Raw genomic sequence first — 15,240 nt, 5'->3', positions numbered from 1 at the left:
CGACCAGATGCTGGTCGACCCGGAGAAGACCACCTACCTCGGAAAGCCGGTCGGCAAGGATAGCTCGACCAAGACCTGGGAAGGCGACCAGTGGAAGACCGGCGGCGGCTGCACCTGGGGCTGGTTCTCCTACGACCCGAAGCTCGACCTGATGTACTACGGCTCGGGCAACCCCTCGACCTGGAACCCCAAGCAGCGTCCGGGCGACAACCGCTGGTCGATGACGGTGTGGGCGCGTAACCCGGACACGGGCGTGGCCAAGTGGGTCTACCAGATGACCCCGCACGACGAGTGGGACTACGACGGCATCAACGAGATGATCCTCACCGACCAGAAGGTCGGCGGTAAGGACACCCCGCTGCTGACCCACTTCGACCGCAACGGCTTCGGCTACACCCTGAACCGCGCCACCGGCGAACTCCTCGTCGCCGAGAAGTTCGACCCGGTCGTCAACTGGGCCTCCAAAGTCGACATGGACAAGGGTTCCAAGACCTACGGGCGCCCGCTGGTCCTGTCGAAGTACTCCACCGAGCAGAACGGTGAAGATACCAACTCCAAGGGTATCTGCCCGGCGGCCCTCGGCACCAAGGACCAGCAGCCTGCTGCGTTCTCGCCGAAGACCAACCTGTTTTACGTGCCGACCAACCACGTCTGCATGGACTACGAGCCGTTCCGGGTGACCTACACCCCGGGCCAGCCCTACGTCGGTGCGACCCTGTCGATGTACCCCGCGCCGAACAGCCATGGCGGCATGGGCAACTTCATCGCCTGGGACGGCGTCGAGGGTAAGATCAAGTGGTCGAACCCCGAGCAGTTCTCGGTCTGGTCGGGGGCGCTCGCCACCGCCGGCGACGTGGTCTTCTACGGCACGCTCGAAGGCTACCTGAAGGCCGTCGACTCCAAGACGGGTAAGGAACTGTACAAGTTCAAGACCCCGTCGGGTATCATTGGCAACGTGATGACCTACCAGCACAAGGGCAAGCAGTACGTCGGCATCCTGTCGGGTGTCGGTGGCTGGGCCGGCATCGGCCTCGCGGCCGGCCTGACCGACCCGAACGCCGGCCTCGGCGCGGTGGGTGGTTACGCCGCCCTCTCGAGCTACACCAACCTCGGTGGCCAGCTCACCGTCTTCGCCCTGCCGAACTAATCGGTCGCACGAAACGGCTTGAAATGAGTGCCGGCGCGGGTTTCCGCGCCGGCATTCTTATGATTAGAATGCCCTTCAAGAAGGCCGCGAAAGGCCGCCTGAGAGCGGCATGACCTTCAGGTCTCAGGGAGATTACAGCGTTGCATTACCTCAGCAAATCCGTCATGCGGCCGTTCCTGGCCGCCCTCGCCCTAGCGTCCATTTCGATGGTCGCCGTACATGCTGAGGATGCCAAGCCCGCCGATCCCGCCCTCGCCAACTCGCTGAACACCGCCGACAAGTCGGCCGAGCCCGACGACAAGCTCCTGAAGAAGGACGCCGCAGTGAAGGTCGAAGAGGGCAAGTACTTCGACGCCGAAGGTCACCCGACCTTTCACATCACCGATGCCGGCAAGAAGTTCGACTGGTACACCTACTCCGGGTACCGCCGCTATCATGCCGAGTGCCACGTCTGCCACGGCCCGGACGGCATGGGCTCGACCTATGCGCCGGCTCTGAAGGACTCCCTCAAGCACCTCTCCTACGAGGAGTTCATCGGCATCCTCGCCGGCGGCAAGCAGGACGTGAGCTCTTCGGACCAGAAGGTCATGCCGGCTTTCGGCGACAACAAGAACGTCATGTGCTACTCGGACGACCTCTACGTCTACCTGAAGGCCCGCGCCTCCGGCGCCATGGGCCGCGTCCGCCCGGGCGACAAGGAAGACAAGCCCGAGGCCGCCAAGAAGGCCGAGAAGGAGTGCATGGGCGGCTGATGCGCCGCGCACGCACCCATGCCGCCATGTCGCTCGCGCTCCTGCCGTTCCTGGCAGGCGCGCGGGTGGCTGATGCGCAGCATCTCCCCGACCTCGTCACCGCAGACGTCCTTCGCGTCTGCGGCGATCCAGGCAACATGCCATTCTCCGAACGCAAGGAAGACGGCTTCGAAAACCGCATCGCGGGCATCATCGCCGACGAGCTCAAGGTCAAGGTCCGCTATTACTGGCTGACGCAGGGTCCCGGTTTCGTCCGTAACACCCTCGGCACCGGCCTGTGCGACCTGATCGTGGGGTCGGCCCTCGGTAGCGAGGGCGTGCAGAACACCAACCCGTACTACCGTTCGTCCTACACGCTCCTCGTCAAGAAGGGCGACCTCGCCGGGGTGTCCGGGCTCGACGATCCCAAGCTCAAGGGCAAGCGCATCGGCGTGATCGCCGGGACGCCGCCTGTGAACCGGATGGGCGATCTTGGCCTGATCTCGACCATGAAGGCCTACGCGCCCTACCAGCTCGATCCGTCACGCAAGAACCAGACAGTGGGCGCCGAGATCGTCTCCGACCTCGCGGCCGGACAGATCGACGCCGCCGTACTGTGGGGGCCGTCCGCCGGGTGGCTGGCCAAGCAGAGCGGCACGGCGATGGACGTGATCCCGCTCCTGAAGGAGCCCGACCGGCCACCGATGAGCTACCGCATCGCGATGGCCGTGCGGATCGGCGAGAACGACTGGAAGCGCTCGCTGAACACGATCCTGCGCAAGCGCCGGGCCGACATCGAAAAGGTGCTTCGCGACTTCGACGTGCCCCTACTGGACGAAGAAGAGAAGAAGCTTCTCGCGCCCGAAGAGCACTGAGAAGAGGGCCGACGCGTAGTTCGTTACCAAACGGGCGCGAAACGACGAAGGATCGGGCGAAAGCCCGGCCCTTCGTCGTTTCGCGCCAGCGTCAGTTCCGCTGGATGCCGCTTCGGTCGAGCTTGGCCAGCGCCTCCGAGACCGTCTCACCGCCGATGACGAGATCGGGGGCGATCTCGGCCAGCGGCACAAGCACGAAGGCGCGCTCGCGGACGTAGCGGTGCGGCAGGACGAGGCGTTCGTCCGAGACCGCAGCCCCGGCATAGTGCAGCACGTCGATATCGATCACCCGCGGTCCCCAACGGCGCTCACGAATGCGGCCGAGGTCGCGCTCGACGCCGAGGCAGGCATCGAGCAGGGCATGGGGGTCTAGGTCGGTCTCGATCGCGAGCGCACCGTTCAGGAACCAGTCCTGATCGGTCTCGCCCCAGGGCGGGGTCCGGTAGTCGGCCGACCGCGCGACGACCCGGAGGCCAGGCACCCCGGCGAGCCCCTCCACGGCTGCAGCCAAGTGTGCAGCCTTGTCGCCGATGTTGCTGCCGAGGCCGAGATAGGCGCGTGTCATGCCCGCGCCTCTTGCCGGCGGGTGATCACCACCGCCACTCCGTCGAGGACCGCCGGCACCGGTGCGCTCGGCTTGTCGATCCGCACGGTGATCGTGTCGATAGCGGTAAAGCGTTCCAGGATCTCGGCGGCGATGGCTTCGGCCAGGGCTTCGATCAGGTCGAAGCGCCGCTCGGTTGCGATCGCGACCGCGATCGCCGTGAGGTCGGCGTAGCTCACGGTTCGCGTCACGTCGTCGGAGCGCCCGGCGGGTCCGAGATCGAGGCCGACGTCGAGCGACAGGTAGAAGCGCTGGCCAAGGCGCGTCTCCTCCGGCAGGACGCCGTGGTGGGCGAAGACTGCGATGCGCTCGACGAGGATGCGGTCGCTCATCGACGGTCTCCCGGGCGCAGCACCGCGTCGACCACGCGCATCGCGTCGACATGGGCAGCCACGTCGTGGACCCGGACGATGTCGGCCCCCAGCGTGGCCGCCAAGGCATGCGCCGCGAGCGAGCCGTGGAGCCGGTCGGCCGGCGCGGTCTCGCGATCGTGCAGCCGCCCGAGCAGCGACTTTCGCGAGACGCCGACGAGGACGGGGAAGCCGAGCGCGCGGATCTCGGGCAGGCGCCGCAGCGCTTCCAGATGCTGCTCCCAGCTCTTGCCGAAACCGATGCCCGGATCGAGCACGATGTCGCCGTCGGGGATGCCGGCGCGGCGGGCGATGCCGAGCGAGACCTCGAAGAAGCGCAGCATGTCGGCGACGATGTCGAGGCCGGGATCGATCGTCTCGCGGTTGTGCATGATCATCACCGGCGCGCCGTGGTCGGCGGCGACGTGGGCGATGTCGGGCTCGCGCTGCAGGCCCCAGACGTCGTTGACGAGGCGGGCACCGGCTGCGAGCGCGCACTCGGCCGTGGACGCCTTGTAGGTGTCGATCGAGATCGGCACGGAGAGTCGGTTCGCCAACGCCCGGATCGCGGGCAGGACGCGTGCCTGCTCCTCGTCGGCCGGCACCGGGACGTGTCCGGGACGAGTCGACTCGCCACCGATGTCGACCAGCGCGGCACCCTCGGCAGCAAGCGCGTCGGCTTGCCGGCACGCGGCCTCCTCGTCGACGAAGCGGCCGCCATCCGAGAACGAATCGGGCGTGACGTTGAGGATGCCCATCACGAGGGTCCGCCGGCCGAGATCCGGCAGCAGGTCGGCGAGGGCGGCGGGTCGATGGCTCAAGGGGCGTCGCTTCTCAAGGGTCTGCGCGGGCCGCTCCCGCGGGGTCGATGTGGCCGGTTTTTCGAAGCGAAGCAACGGCGCCCGTCGCGTACGAAAAAGGCCGCCCGGAGCGGAGCGGCCTTTCGAACGTTCGTGGCGGACGGCGCCGTCTCAGCCGCGGTAGCAGCGGATCTCGGCCTCGGCCTGGGCGCGGCGGAGGTCGGCGACCTTGTCGTCGAACACCTTCGTCGACTTGAACTCGTTCGAGCGGGCGCCAACGCCCTGGCGCATCGACAGCACCGTGCTCGCCTGCACGTACTTGTCGTAGGAGAGGATCGCGGCGAGCTGATCGACCGAGCAGGTGCAGCGCTGCATCGCCTCGCGGGTCTGGCCGTTGGCGGCCATGCACCCGAACACGTAGTCGACGCGGGCGTCGGTCGGATAGTCGTTCTCGGCCTCTGCCGCGGCGACGGGGATCGCCAGCATCGCCAGCGCGACCCCGGACAGGGCGAAGCCCTCAACCAGCTTTCTGATCATAGCTCAGCCGCTCCTCCAAGAGTTCGCCGCCCTCGGTATTCTTCGATTGCGCCTCGATCGAGATGATCTCGCCGGGCACCTCGGGCGAGGTGACGAAGGTGTAGGTCATGTTGTCCATGCCGCGCATGCGCTGGGCGAGCGCGTCGCCGGCGAAGGGCTTGGTCACCACTTGCCAGGCGTCGACCGTGCGGCCCTTGTAATCGACCTTGATCGGCGTGACGGTGGCGCCGTCGCGCAGCCCCTTGCGGATTGCGAGCTTGAGGTAGCGCGGGTTGGCCTGCAGCACCCGGGCGAGGTTGGTCAGGTGGTTCTCAAGGAACAGCGGGATCACCGGATTGCCGGGCATGTCCTCGAACGGGCCGGCCGGGAACCGGTTCGTACCCGAGAACATCTCGACGCCGATGTTGCGGCCGTCCCCGCCCTTGCCGGGCTCGAGGGTGAGCTTGATCGTGTCGTCGAGGGGCGGCCCGAACGGCCCCTTCGCGATGCCGGAGCGGCGCAGGTAGTCGTAGGTGAGGGTGGTGCCGGCGGCAGCGTTCTTGAGCTGGGGCTGCTCGAACAGCAGGTCGGCCGCGCTCGGGATCGCGCTCGCGTTCGCCTTCTCGGGCGCTGCGGCAGGGGCAACGGGCGATGCGGCGGGGGCAGGGGGCGCCGCCTCGACGGCCAGCGCCGGAGCGACGGCGAGCAGGGTTGCGGCGATGACGAAACACTTCACGAGAGGGCGTCCTCCTTGTTGGGCGCCGGGATGTTGGCCCCGATCGTCCGGTAGGTGTAGTCGGGCGGGGTCTCCGCCGCCTCCTCGACGGCCAGCGCCCGCACCTTGGCATGTAGCGGCGAGAGCGAGCAGGCCGGGTCGGTCGCCGCCGCATCGCCAGCCAGCGCCAGCGCCTGACAGCGGCAACCGCCCCAATCCTTCTCGCGCCGGTCGCAGGAGCGGCAGGGCTCCTGCATCCAGTCTGTGCCGCGATAGGCAGTGAAGGCCGGCGAGTTCGCCCAGATGTCGCCGAGGGAATGCTCGGTCACGTGCCAAAACTCGAGGTGGCTGATCGTCTCGGCCGCATGGCACGGCAGCACCTTGCCCTGCGGCGTCACGTTGATGAGCTTGCGGCCCCAGCCGCCGGCGCAGGCCTTCGGGTACTTCGCGTAGTAGTCTGGCACGACGAGGTCGATGACGAGCTGGCCCTTCAGCCGCTCGCGCGCCGCCTCCACGATGCGGATCGACTGATCGACCTGAGCCTTATCCGGCATCAGCGCCGCGCGGTTCACGTAGGCCCAGCCGTAATACTGGGTGTGGGCCACCTCGAGCCGCTTGGCGCCGAGCTTCACGGCGAGATCGATGAAGCCCTCGACCTCGTGGATGTTGCCGCGGTGGATCACCGAGTTCAGCGTCAACGGCAGTCCGAGCTCGGTCACCTTGGCGGCGAACTCCATCTTCTGCGGCTGCGCGTTCTTCAGGCCACCGATCTTCTCGGCGTTGGCCGCGTCCACGCCCTGCACCGAGAGCTGCACGTGATCGAGGCCGACGTCGTAGAGCGCCTGGAGCTTGCCCAGCGCACCGCCGACGCCGGAGGTGATGAGGTTCGAATAGAGCCCGAGCTTGGCGCAGGTCTCGGTGATTTCGACGATGTCGTTGCGCGCGGTCGGCTCGCCGCCGGACAGGTGGACGTGCAGAACGCCGAGGGCCGCGGCCTCTGTCAGCACGCGCTGCCACGTCGCGGTGTCGAGCTCGCGCGAGCGTCGATCGAGGTCGAGCGGGTTCGAGCAATATGGGCAACGCAGCGGGCAGCGATGCGTCAGCTCGGCGAGCAGCCCGACCGGGGCCGGGATCGCCGCCGCGTTCGGGGTGATCGCGTTCATCGCTCCAAGACCCTCTTCGCGGCGAGGTCGTTCAGCATGGCCAGCACGTCGACCTCGATGACGCGCGGGTCGGCGGCGTAGGTCTGGCCAAGCCGGTCGGCGATCGCTGCGACGCTGGTCTGGCCGTCGATGAGGTTGAGGACCGCGACGGCGTTGTCGTCGAGGTCGAAGGTGCGCTCGGGGGCGAGCAGAACGTGCTTGTCACGGGTCTGGTCGAAGCGCATCCGCACGCCGCGCGGCAGGCGCGGGACGTCGGCGGCCGAGAGCCGGCCGGTCCCCGGCGCCTGGGTCTGCGTCTCGGCGACGAGACCGGTGCCGGGCGTCCAGGCGTCCGGCGGAATCATCCCGGGGGCGACGTAGGCGAAGTACAGCGCGTCGAGCTGCGTCCACAGCACGTTGCACTTGAAGGTCAACGCCGCCATCGCCTGGCGCTGCAACGCGGGGGTGGTGGCGTGGCGCTTGACGTAGTCGAGGGCGAAGTCGGCGTCGCGGGGCGCCTGCGTCATGCGCTTCTCGAAATAGGCCAGCGTCTCCTTGGTGATGAAGTCGTAGTTCTTCAGCATGCCCGAAACGCGCTCGGAGATGATGTTCGGCGAGAACATCTCGGTCAGCGACGACGCGATGGCTTCGAGCAGCGAGCGCTCGGAAACGAAGTGGACGTAGGCCTCGACCGAGAACTTGGTGGCCGACAGGATGCCGTCGGTGGACTCGACGTAGTCCCGGCGGAAGCCGACGCCCTCAGCGAGCTTCAGCCAGCGTTCGATGCCGCCGTCGCCAGGCGCGTCGCCGTCGTGGTCGACGATGCGCTGGCGCCAGACGCGGCGGAGCGAGGCGTCGGTCATCCGCGCCAGCACCGCGGCGTCCTTCACCGGGATCATCGCCTGGTAATAGTAGCGGTTCAACGCCCAGGCCCGGACCTGGTCCTTGCTCAGCTTGCCGTCGTGCAGCAGGCGGTGAAACGGATGCAGGTTGTGGTAGCGCCGGGCGCCGATGTCGCGCAGCGCCGCCTCCAGTTCCTCGGGGCTCAGCAGCCGCTCGGAAGTCTCGGATTGGGGGGTCGGGAACACTGCGTTCATGGCGTCACCAAGCGTCCGTTCGGAGGCGTTTCCTGGTCGTCTCGTCGTGCGCCGCGTCTGGCGGCGGCGTCTCGGCGCAATCGAATCGCGCACGTCTCGTCATGAGATAGGTCGCGGCACCGGCAAATGCCAACCGCGCCCGGTCGTCGCCGTCAGAGGCTCAAGGTGAGCCCGTCATGGGCGATCGTCCAACCCTCGGCCTCGACCGCCTCGCGCTCGGGCGAACCTTCGACGAGGACGGGATTGGTGTTGTTGATATGCACGAAGACGCGCGACCCGATCGCGACATCCTTGAGGCCGGCGATCGAGCCCGCGTCGCCCCGCATCGGCACGTGCCCCATGCGCCAGCCGGTCTTGGTGCCGACACCGGCGCGGATCATGTCGTCGTCGTGGAGTACCGTGCCGTCGAAGAGCAGCGCGTCGACGCCCGCAATCCGCGCCTTCAGGTCCTCGGTCACGCGGGCGCAGCCGGGGATGTAGGCGAGCCGCCGTCCGTCGGCCTCGATCATCGCGCCGACCGTGGTCTCGGATTCGGCGCCGAGCTCCATGCTGGCATCCTCCAGCCAGAGCGGCACCTTGCCGGGCACCGCGAACAGTGTGACGGCCAAGCCGGGGAGCGGCTCGAAGCGCATGCCCAGGGTGATCGCCTCGCGCACAACGACGCCCTCGGCCATCACGTCGAAGACGCGGTTGTCAGCGACCGAATCGAGGATGCTGCCGGTGCCGTAGAGGGTGTAGGGTTGGCCTTCGCGGAGCGTCAGCAGGCCGGCGACGTGATCGACGTCGCCGTTGGTGAGCAGCACGGCGCGGATCGGCGAATGCCGAAGTCCTTCCCGCGGATGCATCACCGGGTTGTCGAAGAATTGCTGCCGGATGTCCGGCGAGGCGTTCACCAGGAGCCAATCCGTGCCGTCCGCAGACACCGCGATGCTCGACTGGGTCCGCGGCCTGACGCGGTTCGGCTCGGTTCTCGCGAGGTGGCAGTTCGGGCAGCGGCAATTCCACTGGGGAAGGCCGCCGCCAGCAGCCGAGCCGAGGATTACGACGCGCATGGAATGGTCCGATGCAGCCAACAATCCTCAGCTCGGCGCGACACCTCAGTTGAAGGTGTCGATCTCGGCGGACTCGTAGCTCGTGACTTCCATGCCGACGCAGATTTCGGAAACGATCGGGGCAGCCCAGGTCATGGTGTTTCTCCGTCTGATTGCGAGCATCCGGTGCCGAAAAGGTAAACTTAAGGATACCCTAAGACACTGATGGCGCTTTTGTTTTCCAGCGCGGCACGGGTATCCGCAATTCCCGCTCCGGCTTCAAGCACTAAATTGCCGGATGCTCCCAAATTTTTGTGAGGAACCACCCGCCCGAACGTCGCACCGGTCAGTGCCGGTAGTCCGGACCGCGGGAGTCCAGCATGAAGCCGCGTCCGCGCACGGTGACGAGGAGCGGACCACCGTGGCGGACGAAGTCGGCCATCTTCGTGCGCAGGTAGCCGACGTAGACGTCGACCACGTTCAGCGAAAGGCCGCCCTGGCTCGCCCACAGCCGCTCGAAGATGTCGGCGCGGGAGACCGGGCGGTTCACGCTCTCCATCAGCATGGCCAGCAGCTCGGCCTCGCGCGGGGTCAGGCGGGCCGACGCCTCGCCGCAGGTGACCTGCCGGGTGTCTAGGTCGAGGACGAGCTTGCCCGCGTTGATCAGCGTGCGAGGCCCCTCCGCCGCCTGACGGCGCATCAGGTGCGTGCGCAGGCGCGCCACCAGCTCGTCGAACACGAAGGGCTTGACGATGTAGTCGTCGGCCCCGAGCGCGAGGCCTTCGGCCCGGTCGCGAATCTCGTCGCGTGCCGAGAGGAACAGGATCGGGCCGGGATAGCCGCCCTCGCGCAAGGAGCGGCACACGTCGTGGCCCGACCCGTCGGGCAGGGTGATGTCGAGCACCACCGCCTCCGGACTCTCGTCTCGAGCGGCGGCCAGCGCGTCGCCGACGCAGCCGGCGGTGTCGACGGAGAAGCCCTCTGCCTCGAGGCCGCGGGTGAGCAGGCCACGGATGTCGATGTCGTCCTCGACCACGAGGATTCGCGTCATGCCGCGTCGTCCTTCCGCATCCGTCGATCGTCCCGGCTCGCCGCGTCGTCGCCCTCAACGGTGAGGTCGAGAGGCGGGAGGTCCAGCGTGACCCTCGCCCCGTGGCCGTCCTCGCCAGCGCCGAGGCGGATTGTGCCATCATGCTGTTCGATGAGCCAACGCGCCAGGGCCAATCCGATCCCGAAGCCCATCTCCGCCGGGCGGTCGCCGCGCCGGAAGCGCTCGAACAACGTCTGCTCGCGGTCGCCGAAACCCGGCCCGTCGTCGGTGACCGTGATGCGCGCCGGCGCCGCGCCGCCGCCGGACAGGGCGACGACGACCCGGGTGAGCCCTGTGGCGTGGCGCAGCGCGTTGTCGATCAGGCTCTCGACGACCTGGCGCATCCACTCGCGGTCGGCCAGCACTTCGAGGTCTCGCGCACCCGGCTCGAAGGTCAGCGCGACGCGGCGTCGGGCGGCCTCCGATGCGAGGTTGTCGACCGCCTCGGCCAGGACCGGGGCGAGCCCGAGGGCCCGGCGGTCGAGCTCGATCTCGCCCGATTCCGAGCGGGCGACACGCAGGAGATCCTCCACACGCAGCTTCAGCCGCATCGCGCGCTTGCGGATGGTGGCGAAGGCCGGGGCGTGATCGGTGATGCGGGGTCCGGCGCGGGCCGCGAGGTCGCATTCCCCGAGGATGACGGTCAGCGGGGTGCGCAGCTCGTGACTCACGTCGGCGAAGAAGCGGCGGCGCGAGCGGTCGACCGCCTCGAGTCGGGCGTTGGCGGCGCGAAGGTCGGCGGTGCGGGCCTCGACCGTGTCCTCCAAGGCCGCGCGGTCGGCGGCAACGCGGCCTTCGCGGCGAGAAAGGCGTGCCGCCATGCGGTTGACGTTGGCGACCAACAGGCCGAGCTCGTCGCGGGTCGCGACGGACAAGCGCGTGTCGAGCTTTCCGCCGCCGATGGCGCCGGCGGCCCGGCGCACGGCCTCGATCCGCGCCAAAGTCGGCCGGGTGATGCTCCGCCACAGCAGCACGACGAGCCCGAGCGCGTCGAGCACCGCCAGGGCCGCCGCGATCCGCAGGCGGCGCGACAGCTCGCGGGCCGCATCCGAGCCCAGCACCATGCTGCGGCGCTCGGCCTCGATCAGGAACGAGAGCGGCTGCCCGGTCATCGCGCCGAAGCCGTTGAGCGCACCCTTGATCGAGTTCTGGCGCTTCTCGGAATCGGTCTCGCGGACGATCTGAGACACCTGCCGGTCGAGGATCACCCGGGCCGCGCGCAGCTGCGCCATCGGCCGGCTGCGCAGGGCGTATTGCATCCGGTCCAGCGGGTCGTCGCTGCCGGCGACGGATCGCGACAGCGCCTCGTCGACGGTTGTCAGCGCGCGGTCGACGTTGCTCCGCGCGATGCCCATCGCTTCCGGCGCGAGGTCGGGGTTGCCGATGGTCTCGACCGCGGCCATGCCGAATTGGGTCATCCGGCCCGACAGCTCGGCCAGGAGTTCGAGGCGCCCCTGCGCGGCGAGCGTCCGGTCGATCGTCCGCTCGGCGGCGCCGATCGCGGCGAGCACGCCGGCCGCCGCCAGCACGACGACGAGGGCGATCGACCCGAGCAGCAAGGCGAAGCGGACCTTTAGCGAACGCATCGTCCCTTTCCCAATCGACCCTGTTTCCGGCCGCGTCGCGATGGAGCGAACGCCGCCAGCACGGCCTCTTCGGATCAGCTTTTCGGTCGAATCCGTGGGAAAGCCAACTCAGCCGGCGGGGGCGAACCGTCCTCAATCCCGGTTGGCGCCGCCCTCGGCCTCCTCGACCTCGCGGCTCTCCTCGACCTCCGGGGCGACCTGTCCGTAATTGAGCACCGCCACCAGCGTCATGCCGCCGAAGACGTTGCCGACCAACGTCGGCACGAAGAACCGCTCGGCGTACTCGCCCATCGTCGCCGCGCCGGTGACCACGAGGTAGAACGCCTCGACCGATCCCGCGACGATGTGGGCGAGGCCGCAGAGGGAGACCAGCCAGGTCATCAGAAAGATCACGAACGGCGCCGCCGTACCGGTGGCCGGTAGGAACCAGACCATCAAGGCGATCATCCAGCCGGCGAAGATCGCCTTCAGCACGGTGTCCCAGAACGGAAACGCGATGGCCTGGTGGCTGATCTCGGCAAAGGCCGCCTTAACCGACGGCTCGAAGGCGCCGGTATGGGCGAGCACGGTCGCGATCGCCAGGGTCGCCAGGATGTTGCCCGAGAGCACGATCGCCCAGAGGCGCAGCACCCGCCACGCGGTCTTCGCCGAGCGGTCGTGTAGCAGCGGCAGGATCGGCGTGATGGTGTTCTCGGTGAAGAGTTGCTGCCGCCCGAGCACCACCACCAGGAAGCCCACCGCATAGCCCATCGTGGTGAGGAGCTTTGTCCACTCGCCCTTGGGAAGATGGGTCTTCAGCACGCCAGGCACGATCAGCGACAGTGCGATGCTCAAGCCCGCGGCGAAGGCCGAGAGGAACAGCGCCCCGCCGTCGCGGCGCAACTCCTCATTGCCCTCGCGCCGGATCACCTCGTGCAGCACGAAGGCATCCGGGCGGCCGATCTCGGCCACCGCTTCCTTGTGCGCGTCGTGCCGGGCTTCCTTGTCGTCGGGCTTCCGCTCGGCCATCACGCATACGCTCCACGAACCGGAAAAACTGAGACGGGCTGCCGTCAGCCGCGCAGGCGCGCCACCAGCGCCTCGATCTCGGCCCGCGCACGCGCCACCGAGGCGGCATCCTTGCCGCGGGCGACGATGCGGTTGGCGAACCCGTCCTTCGTCATCGAGGGATAGGATCCAATCGATACGTCCGCGTAGGACTTCGCGATCTCAGCGAGGTCGGCGGCGTAGTTGCCCTCGGGCAGGTTGCCGGCCTCGACAGTCTCGGAGAGCATCCGGGCGCCGGTGGGCAGGGTCGGGCCGACCTGGTCGAGCATCGCCTGCATGATCGAGGGCACGCCGGCCATGACGAAGACGTTGCCGATGCGGAAGCCCGGCGCCTTCGAGATCGGGTTGGCGATCAGGTCGGCGCCGTCCGGGATCCGCGCCATGCGCAGTCGGGCTTCGTTCAGGTCCTCGGGCTTGTGCCGCTCCAGCAGCATCGCCTTGGCGCGCGGGTCGACGTCGATGCCGACGCCGAAGGCCTCGGCGACGCAGTCGGCGGTGATGTCGTCGTGGGTCGGGCCGATGCCGCCGGTGGTGAACAGGTAGGTGTGGGCCGCGCGGAGCGCGTTCACCGCGCCGACGATCGCGTCCGGCTCGTCGGGCACGATCCGCACCTCGCGCAGGTCGATGCCGACCGCTGTGAGATAGTCGGCGATCGTGCCGATGTTCTTGTCCTTCGTCCGGCCGGACAGGATCTCGTCGCCGATCACGAGGATTGCGGCGGTCATCGCGGTGGGATCGATTGTCATGGGGCTCGTCGTCCTGGGTTCCGTCGCAGATAGCGCGGCGGAGGGCGCGCGACCACCGAGGGTGCCTTCATGCGCGGGCACGTGTCGGCTATGCACTGCGACCGCGACGCAGCCAGGACCCGATGCGCTTTCCCACACCCCTGATCGAAGGCCGCCTGGTGCAGCGCTACAAGCGCTTCCTCGCCGACGTGGACCTGGCCGACGGCACGCGCGTCACCGCGCATTGTGCCAACCCCGGCGCGATGCTGGGCCTGAAGGAAGCCGGGAACCGCGTCCTGCTCTCGCCTGCCAACAGCCCGACCCGGAAGCTCACCTATTCCTGGGAGCTAGTGGAGGCGAACTTGCCCGGCGGCCCGCAATGGGTCGGCATCAACACGATGCGCCCGAACGCGCTGGTCGCCGAAGCCTTCGCCGCAGGCGGCCTCGCGCCGCTGTCCGGCTACACGGCGCTGAAGCCAGAGGTCCGCTACGCTGCGGCGAGCCGCGTCGATTTCCTCGCAAGCGGGGGCGGGCTCCCGCCGGCCCACGTGGAGGTGAAGAACTGCCACCTGATGCGGCAGGCGGACCTCGCCGAGTTCCCCGACTGCGTCGCGGCCCGGAGTGCGCGGCACATGCGCGACCTTGCCGAGGTGGTCGCCGGCGGCGGCCGCGCGGTCGTCATCGTCGTGGCGCAGATGCAGGCGGAAGCCTTCGACGTCGCCCGCGACCTCGATCCGGCCTTCGACCGCGCCTTTCGGGACGCGCGGGCAGCCGGAGTGGAGACCTACGCCTACCGCTGCCGGATCGACCCGGAGGGGGTGACGGTCGCCGACGCGATCCCGATCGTCACGCCGGATTAGCGGCGACCCGCTCGAACATCCGGTTAAGCCGGGTGCGGCCGGTCTCGCGGTAGCCGTGGCCTTCTAGGAGCTTCGGCAGGTCGATCTGCCACTGATCGACGCCGTCCTCGATGACAAGCAGCTTCGGCAGCAGGGCCGGGGGCGCCTCGCGAAGGAACGGTTCGAGGATCAGGTCCTCGGCACCCTCCACGTCGAGCTTGATCGCGTCGATGCGGGTCAGGCCCTCGGTGCGCACGAGGTCCATCAGGGTCACCGCCGGCACCTTGATCTGCGCGCTCTCGTTGGTGCCGACGATCTTCAGGCTCGATTCACCGCGGTTGCGCGGGTCGACGAACAGCGTCAGCTCGCCGGCCTTGTCGGCGACGGCACAGGCCACCGCCTTCACAGTGTGGAACGGGTTCTGGGCGATGTTGTAGGTCAGCCGGTCGAAGATGTCAGGCTGCGGCTCGACCGCGAGGATGCGCGCACGAGGCCCGGCGAAGGCCGCCACGAACAGGGCGTAGGCGCCGATGTTGGCGCCGATGTCGAGGAAGGTGCAGCCCGGCTCCAGGCGCGCCTTCAGCAGGGCGCGCTCCTGCGGGTCGAAGAACTGCGGCGTGAACAGCACCTTCTTCTCGCAATTGTTGTTGTAGGGGTGCAGCCGCATCCGGGCGCCGAGCCGCTCGACGTCGAGGGGCTTGCCGCGCATCAGCGTGATCGCGAGGCGCCGCAGGAACATCGCCATCCTTCGGCCGCGCCAGGAATCGGGCGAGAACCGCAGGGTCCGCCGGGCGATCGCCGCCACGAGGCCGGCCGGGGCGTAGGTGCCGTAGGGCTGATGGTCGCTCATGCCCCGGGCTGATGCCAGCCGCGCCGCCGGCCCGCAAGCATCTCGCGCGTTGCCCATCGCTGCGCCGGCTCTTAAGCGAGGCGCGGGACGCGAAA

At 68.5% G+C, this 15,240-nt stretch carries 18 protein-coding genes; 4 read left to right on the top strand and 14 right to left on the bottom strand.

The annotated features are described in order from the left end of the window. The 3 genes from MFF13_RS07405 to xoxJ all read left to right on the top strand — a co-directional run. Window positions 1–1,147: PQQ-binding-like beta-propeller repeat protein (locus MFF13_RS07405; protein ID WP_373322494.1), on the top strand; the 1,147-nt coding region annotated here is incomplete at its 5' end. Between the two features lie 164 nt (window positions 1,148–1,311). Further along, window positions 1,312–1,899 (top strand): c-type cytochrome, methanol metabolism-related, encoded by a 588-nt coding sequence (locus MFF13_RS07400; RefSeq protein ID WP_238271657.1) that lies wholly within the window; start codon window positions 1,312–1,314, stop codon window positions 1,897–1,899. Further along, a complete protein-coding gene (gene xoxJ / locus MFF13_RS07395; protein ID WP_238271653.1) occupies window positions 1,899–2,753 on the top strand; it encodes a rare earth element methanol dehydrogenase accessory protein XoxJ in 855 nt (284 codons plus the stop codon). The genes MFF13_RS07400 and xoxJ overlap by 1 nt, the downstream gene beginning before the upstream one ends. A 91-nt stretch (window positions 2,754–2,844) precedes the next feature. Here xoxJ and folK read toward each other — a convergent pair whose 3' ends face one another. From folK to MFF13_RS07330, 13 genes are all read right to left on the bottom strand, one after another. Continuing rightward, on the bottom strand, window positions 2,845–3,318 hold the full coding sequence (gene folK / locus MFF13_RS07390) for a 2-amino-4-hydroxy-6-hydroxymethyldihydropteridine diphosphokinase (protein WP_147830925.1): 474 nt from the start codon (window positions 3,316–3,318) through the stop codon (window positions 2,845–2,847). After that, the gene (folB, locus tag MFF13_RS07385; protein ID WP_147830927.1) at window positions 3,315–3,689 is read right to left on the bottom strand and encodes a dihydroneopterin aldolase; all 375 of its coding nucleotides are present in this window, start codon (window positions 3,687–3,689) and stop codon (window positions 3,315–3,317) included. Before folB ends, folK begins: the two co-directional genes overlap by 4 nt. Beyond that, complete coding sequence (gene folP / locus MFF13_RS07380; RefSeq protein WP_187273731.1) at window positions 3,686–4,465, bottom strand: dihydropteroate synthase; 780 nt, start codon at window positions 4,463–4,465, stop codon at window positions 3,686–3,688. Before folP ends, folB begins: the two co-directional genes overlap by 4 nt. 213 nt (window positions 4,466–4,678) lie before the next feature. Continuing rightward, a complete protein-coding gene (locus MFF13_RS07375) occupies window positions 4,679–5,044 on the bottom strand; it encodes a hypothetical protein (protein ID WP_147830931.1) in 366 nt (121 codons plus the stop codon). Beyond that, window positions 5,025–5,744: a hypothetical protein gene (locus MFF13_RS07370; protein ID WP_147830960.1), complete on the bottom strand. Its 720-nt coding sequence runs from the start codon at window positions 5,742–5,744 to the stop codon at window positions 5,025–5,027. The genes MFF13_RS07375 and MFF13_RS07370 overlap by 20 nt, the downstream gene beginning before the upstream one ends. A gap of 11 nt (window positions 5,745–5,755) precedes the next feature. Next, entirely contained in the window at window positions 5,756–6,901 is a 1,146-nt protein-coding gene (gene pqqE / locus MFF13_RS07365; protein ID WP_147762005.1) for a pyrroloquinoline quinone biosynthesis protein PqqE, read from the bottom strand. After that, complete coding sequence (gene pqqC / locus MFF13_RS07360; RefSeq protein WP_147830933.1) at window positions 6,898–7,977, bottom strand: pyrroloquinoline-quinone synthase PqqC; 1,080 nt, start codon at window positions 7,975–7,977, stop codon at window positions 6,898–6,900. The genes pqqE and pqqC overlap by 4 nt, the downstream gene beginning before the upstream one ends. 152 nt (window positions 7,978–8,129) lie before the next feature. Further along, window positions 8,130–9,029, bottom strand: coding sequence for a pyrroloquinoline quinone biosynthesis protein PqqB (pqqB, locus tag MFF13_RS07355; RefSeq protein WP_147830935.1), 900 nt, complete (start codon window positions 9,027–9,029; stop codon window positions 8,130–8,132). Window positions 9,030–9,074: 45 nt separating this feature from the next. After that, window positions 9,075–9,164 (bottom strand): pyrroloquinoline quinone precursor peptide PqqA, encoded by a 90-nt coding sequence (gene pqqA / locus MFF13_RS07350; RefSeq protein WP_055889187.1) that lies wholly within the window; start codon window positions 9,162–9,164, stop codon window positions 9,075–9,077. A 190-nt stretch (window positions 9,165–9,354) separates the two neighbouring features. Next, entirely contained in the window at window positions 9,355–10,059 is a 705-nt protein-coding gene (locus tag MFF13_RS07345) for a response regulator transcription factor (protein ID WP_147753035.1), read from the bottom strand. After that, window positions 10,056–11,684: a sensor histidine kinase gene (locus tag MFF13_RS07340; protein WP_238271651.1), complete on the bottom strand. Its 1,629-nt coding sequence runs from the start codon at window positions 11,682–11,684 to the stop codon at window positions 10,056–10,058. The genes MFF13_RS07345 and MFF13_RS07340 overlap by 4 nt, the downstream gene beginning before the upstream one ends. Window positions 11,685–11,816: 132 nt before the next feature. Next, window positions 11,817–12,692: a formate/nitrite transporter family protein gene (locus tag MFF13_RS07335; protein ID WP_238271643.1), complete on the bottom strand. Its 876-nt coding sequence runs from the start codon at window positions 12,690–12,692 to the stop codon at window positions 11,817–11,819. A gap of 44 nt (window positions 12,693–12,736) precedes the next feature. Next, window positions 12,737–13,477 (bottom strand): competence/damage-inducible protein A, encoded by a 741-nt coding sequence (locus tag MFF13_RS07330; RefSeq protein WP_238271641.1) that lies wholly within the window; start codon window positions 13,475–13,477, stop codon window positions 12,737–12,739. A gap of 122 nt (window positions 13,478–13,599) precedes the next feature. Here MFF13_RS07330 and sfsA point away from each other — a divergent pair, with 122 nt between their 5' ends. Continuing rightward, window positions 13,600–14,316, top strand: a complete 717-nt coding sequence (sfsA, locus tag MFF13_RS07325; RefSeq protein WP_147830941.1) for a DNA/RNA nuclease SfsA — start codon at window positions 13,600–13,602, stop codon at window positions 14,314–14,316. Here the strand turns inward: sfsA and MFF13_RS07320 are convergent. Continuing rightward, window positions 14,303–15,145: an FkbM family methyltransferase gene (locus MFF13_RS07320; protein ID WP_147830943.1), complete on the bottom strand. Its 843-nt coding sequence runs from the start codon at window positions 15,143–15,145 to the stop codon at window positions 14,303–14,305. The two genes, sfsA and MFF13_RS07320, sit on opposite strands and share 14 nt — an antisense overlap. Window positions 15,146–15,240 lie beyond the last annotated feature (95 nt).

The sequence above is a fragment of the Methylobacterium cerastii genome, assembly GCF_022179125.1.
GTDB lineage: Bacteria > Pseudomonadota > Alphaproteobacteria > Rhizobiales > Beijerinckiaceae > Methylobacterium > Methylobacterium cerastii.
Note: the sequence above shows the minus strand (reverse complement) of the source record. Positions and strands in the feature narration are given on the sequence as shown.

What these genes read in the sequence shown, in the direction of transcription:
- sfsA (WP_147830941.1), top strand. Translation starts at nt 13,600, where the DNA reads ATGCGCTTTCCCACACCCCTGATCGAAGGCCGCCTGGTGCAGCGCTAC.
- MFF13_RS07320 (WP_147830943.1), bottom strand. Translation starts at nt 15,145, where the DNA reads ATGAGCGACCATCAGCCCTACGGCACCTACGCCCCGGCCGGCCTCGTG.
- pqqE (WP_147762005.1), bottom strand. Translation starts at nt 6,901, where the DNA reads ATGAACGCGATCACCCCGAACGCGGCGGCGATCCCGGCCCCGGTCGGG.
- xoxJ (WP_238271653.1), top strand. Translation starts at nt 1,899, where the DNA reads ATGCGCCGCGCACGCACCCATGCCGCCATGTCGCTCGCGCTCCTGCCG.
- MFF13_RS07375 (WP_147830931.1), bottom strand. Translation starts at nt 5,044, where the DNA reads ATGATCAGAAAGCTGGTTGAGGGCTTCGCCCTGTCCGGGGTCGCGCTG.
- MFF13_RS07345 (WP_147753035.1), bottom strand. Translation starts at nt 10,059, where the DNA reads ATGACGCGAATCCTCGTGGTCGAGGACGACATCGACATCCGTGGCCTG.
- MFF13_RS07330 (WP_238271641.1), bottom strand. Translation starts at nt 13,477, where the DNA reads ATGACAATCGATCCCACCGCGATGACCGCCGCAATCCTCGTGATCGGC.
- pqqB (WP_147830935.1), bottom strand. Translation starts at nt 9,029, where the DNA reads ATGCGCGTCGTAATCCTCGGCTCGGCTGCTGGCGGCGGCCTTCCCCAG.
- MFF13_RS07400 (WP_238271657.1), top strand. Translation starts at nt 1,312, where the DNA reads ATGCGGCCGTTCCTGGCCGCCCTCGCCCTAGCGTCCATTTCGATGGTC.
- MFF13_RS07335 (WP_238271643.1), bottom strand. Translation starts at nt 12,692, where the DNA reads ATGGCCGAGCGGAAGCCCGACGACAAGGAAGCCCGGCACGACGCGCAC.
- folB (WP_147830927.1), bottom strand. Translation starts at nt 3,689, where the DNA reads ATGAGCGACCGCATCCTCGTCGAGCGCATCGCAGTCTTCGCCCACCAC.
- pqqC (WP_147830933.1), bottom strand. Translation starts at nt 7,977, where the DNA reads ATGAACGCAGTGTTCCCGACCCCCCAATCCGAGACTTCCGAGCGGCTG.
- MFF13_RS07340 (WP_238271651.1), bottom strand. Translation starts at nt 11,684, where the DNA reads ATGCGTTCGCTAAAGGTCCGCTTCGCCTTGCTGCTCGGGTCGATCGCC.
- pqqA (WP_055889187.1), bottom strand. Translation starts at nt 9,164, where the DNA reads ATGACCTGGGCTGCCCCGATCGTTTCCGAAATCTGCGTCGGCATGGAA.
- folP (WP_187273731.1), bottom strand. Translation starts at nt 4,465, where the DNA reads ATGGGCATCCTCAACGTCACGCCCGATTCGTTCTCGGATGGCGGCCGC.
- folK (WP_147830925.1), bottom strand. Translation starts at nt 3,318, where the DNA reads ATGACACGCGCCTATCTCGGCCTCGGCAGCAACATCGGCGACAAGGCT.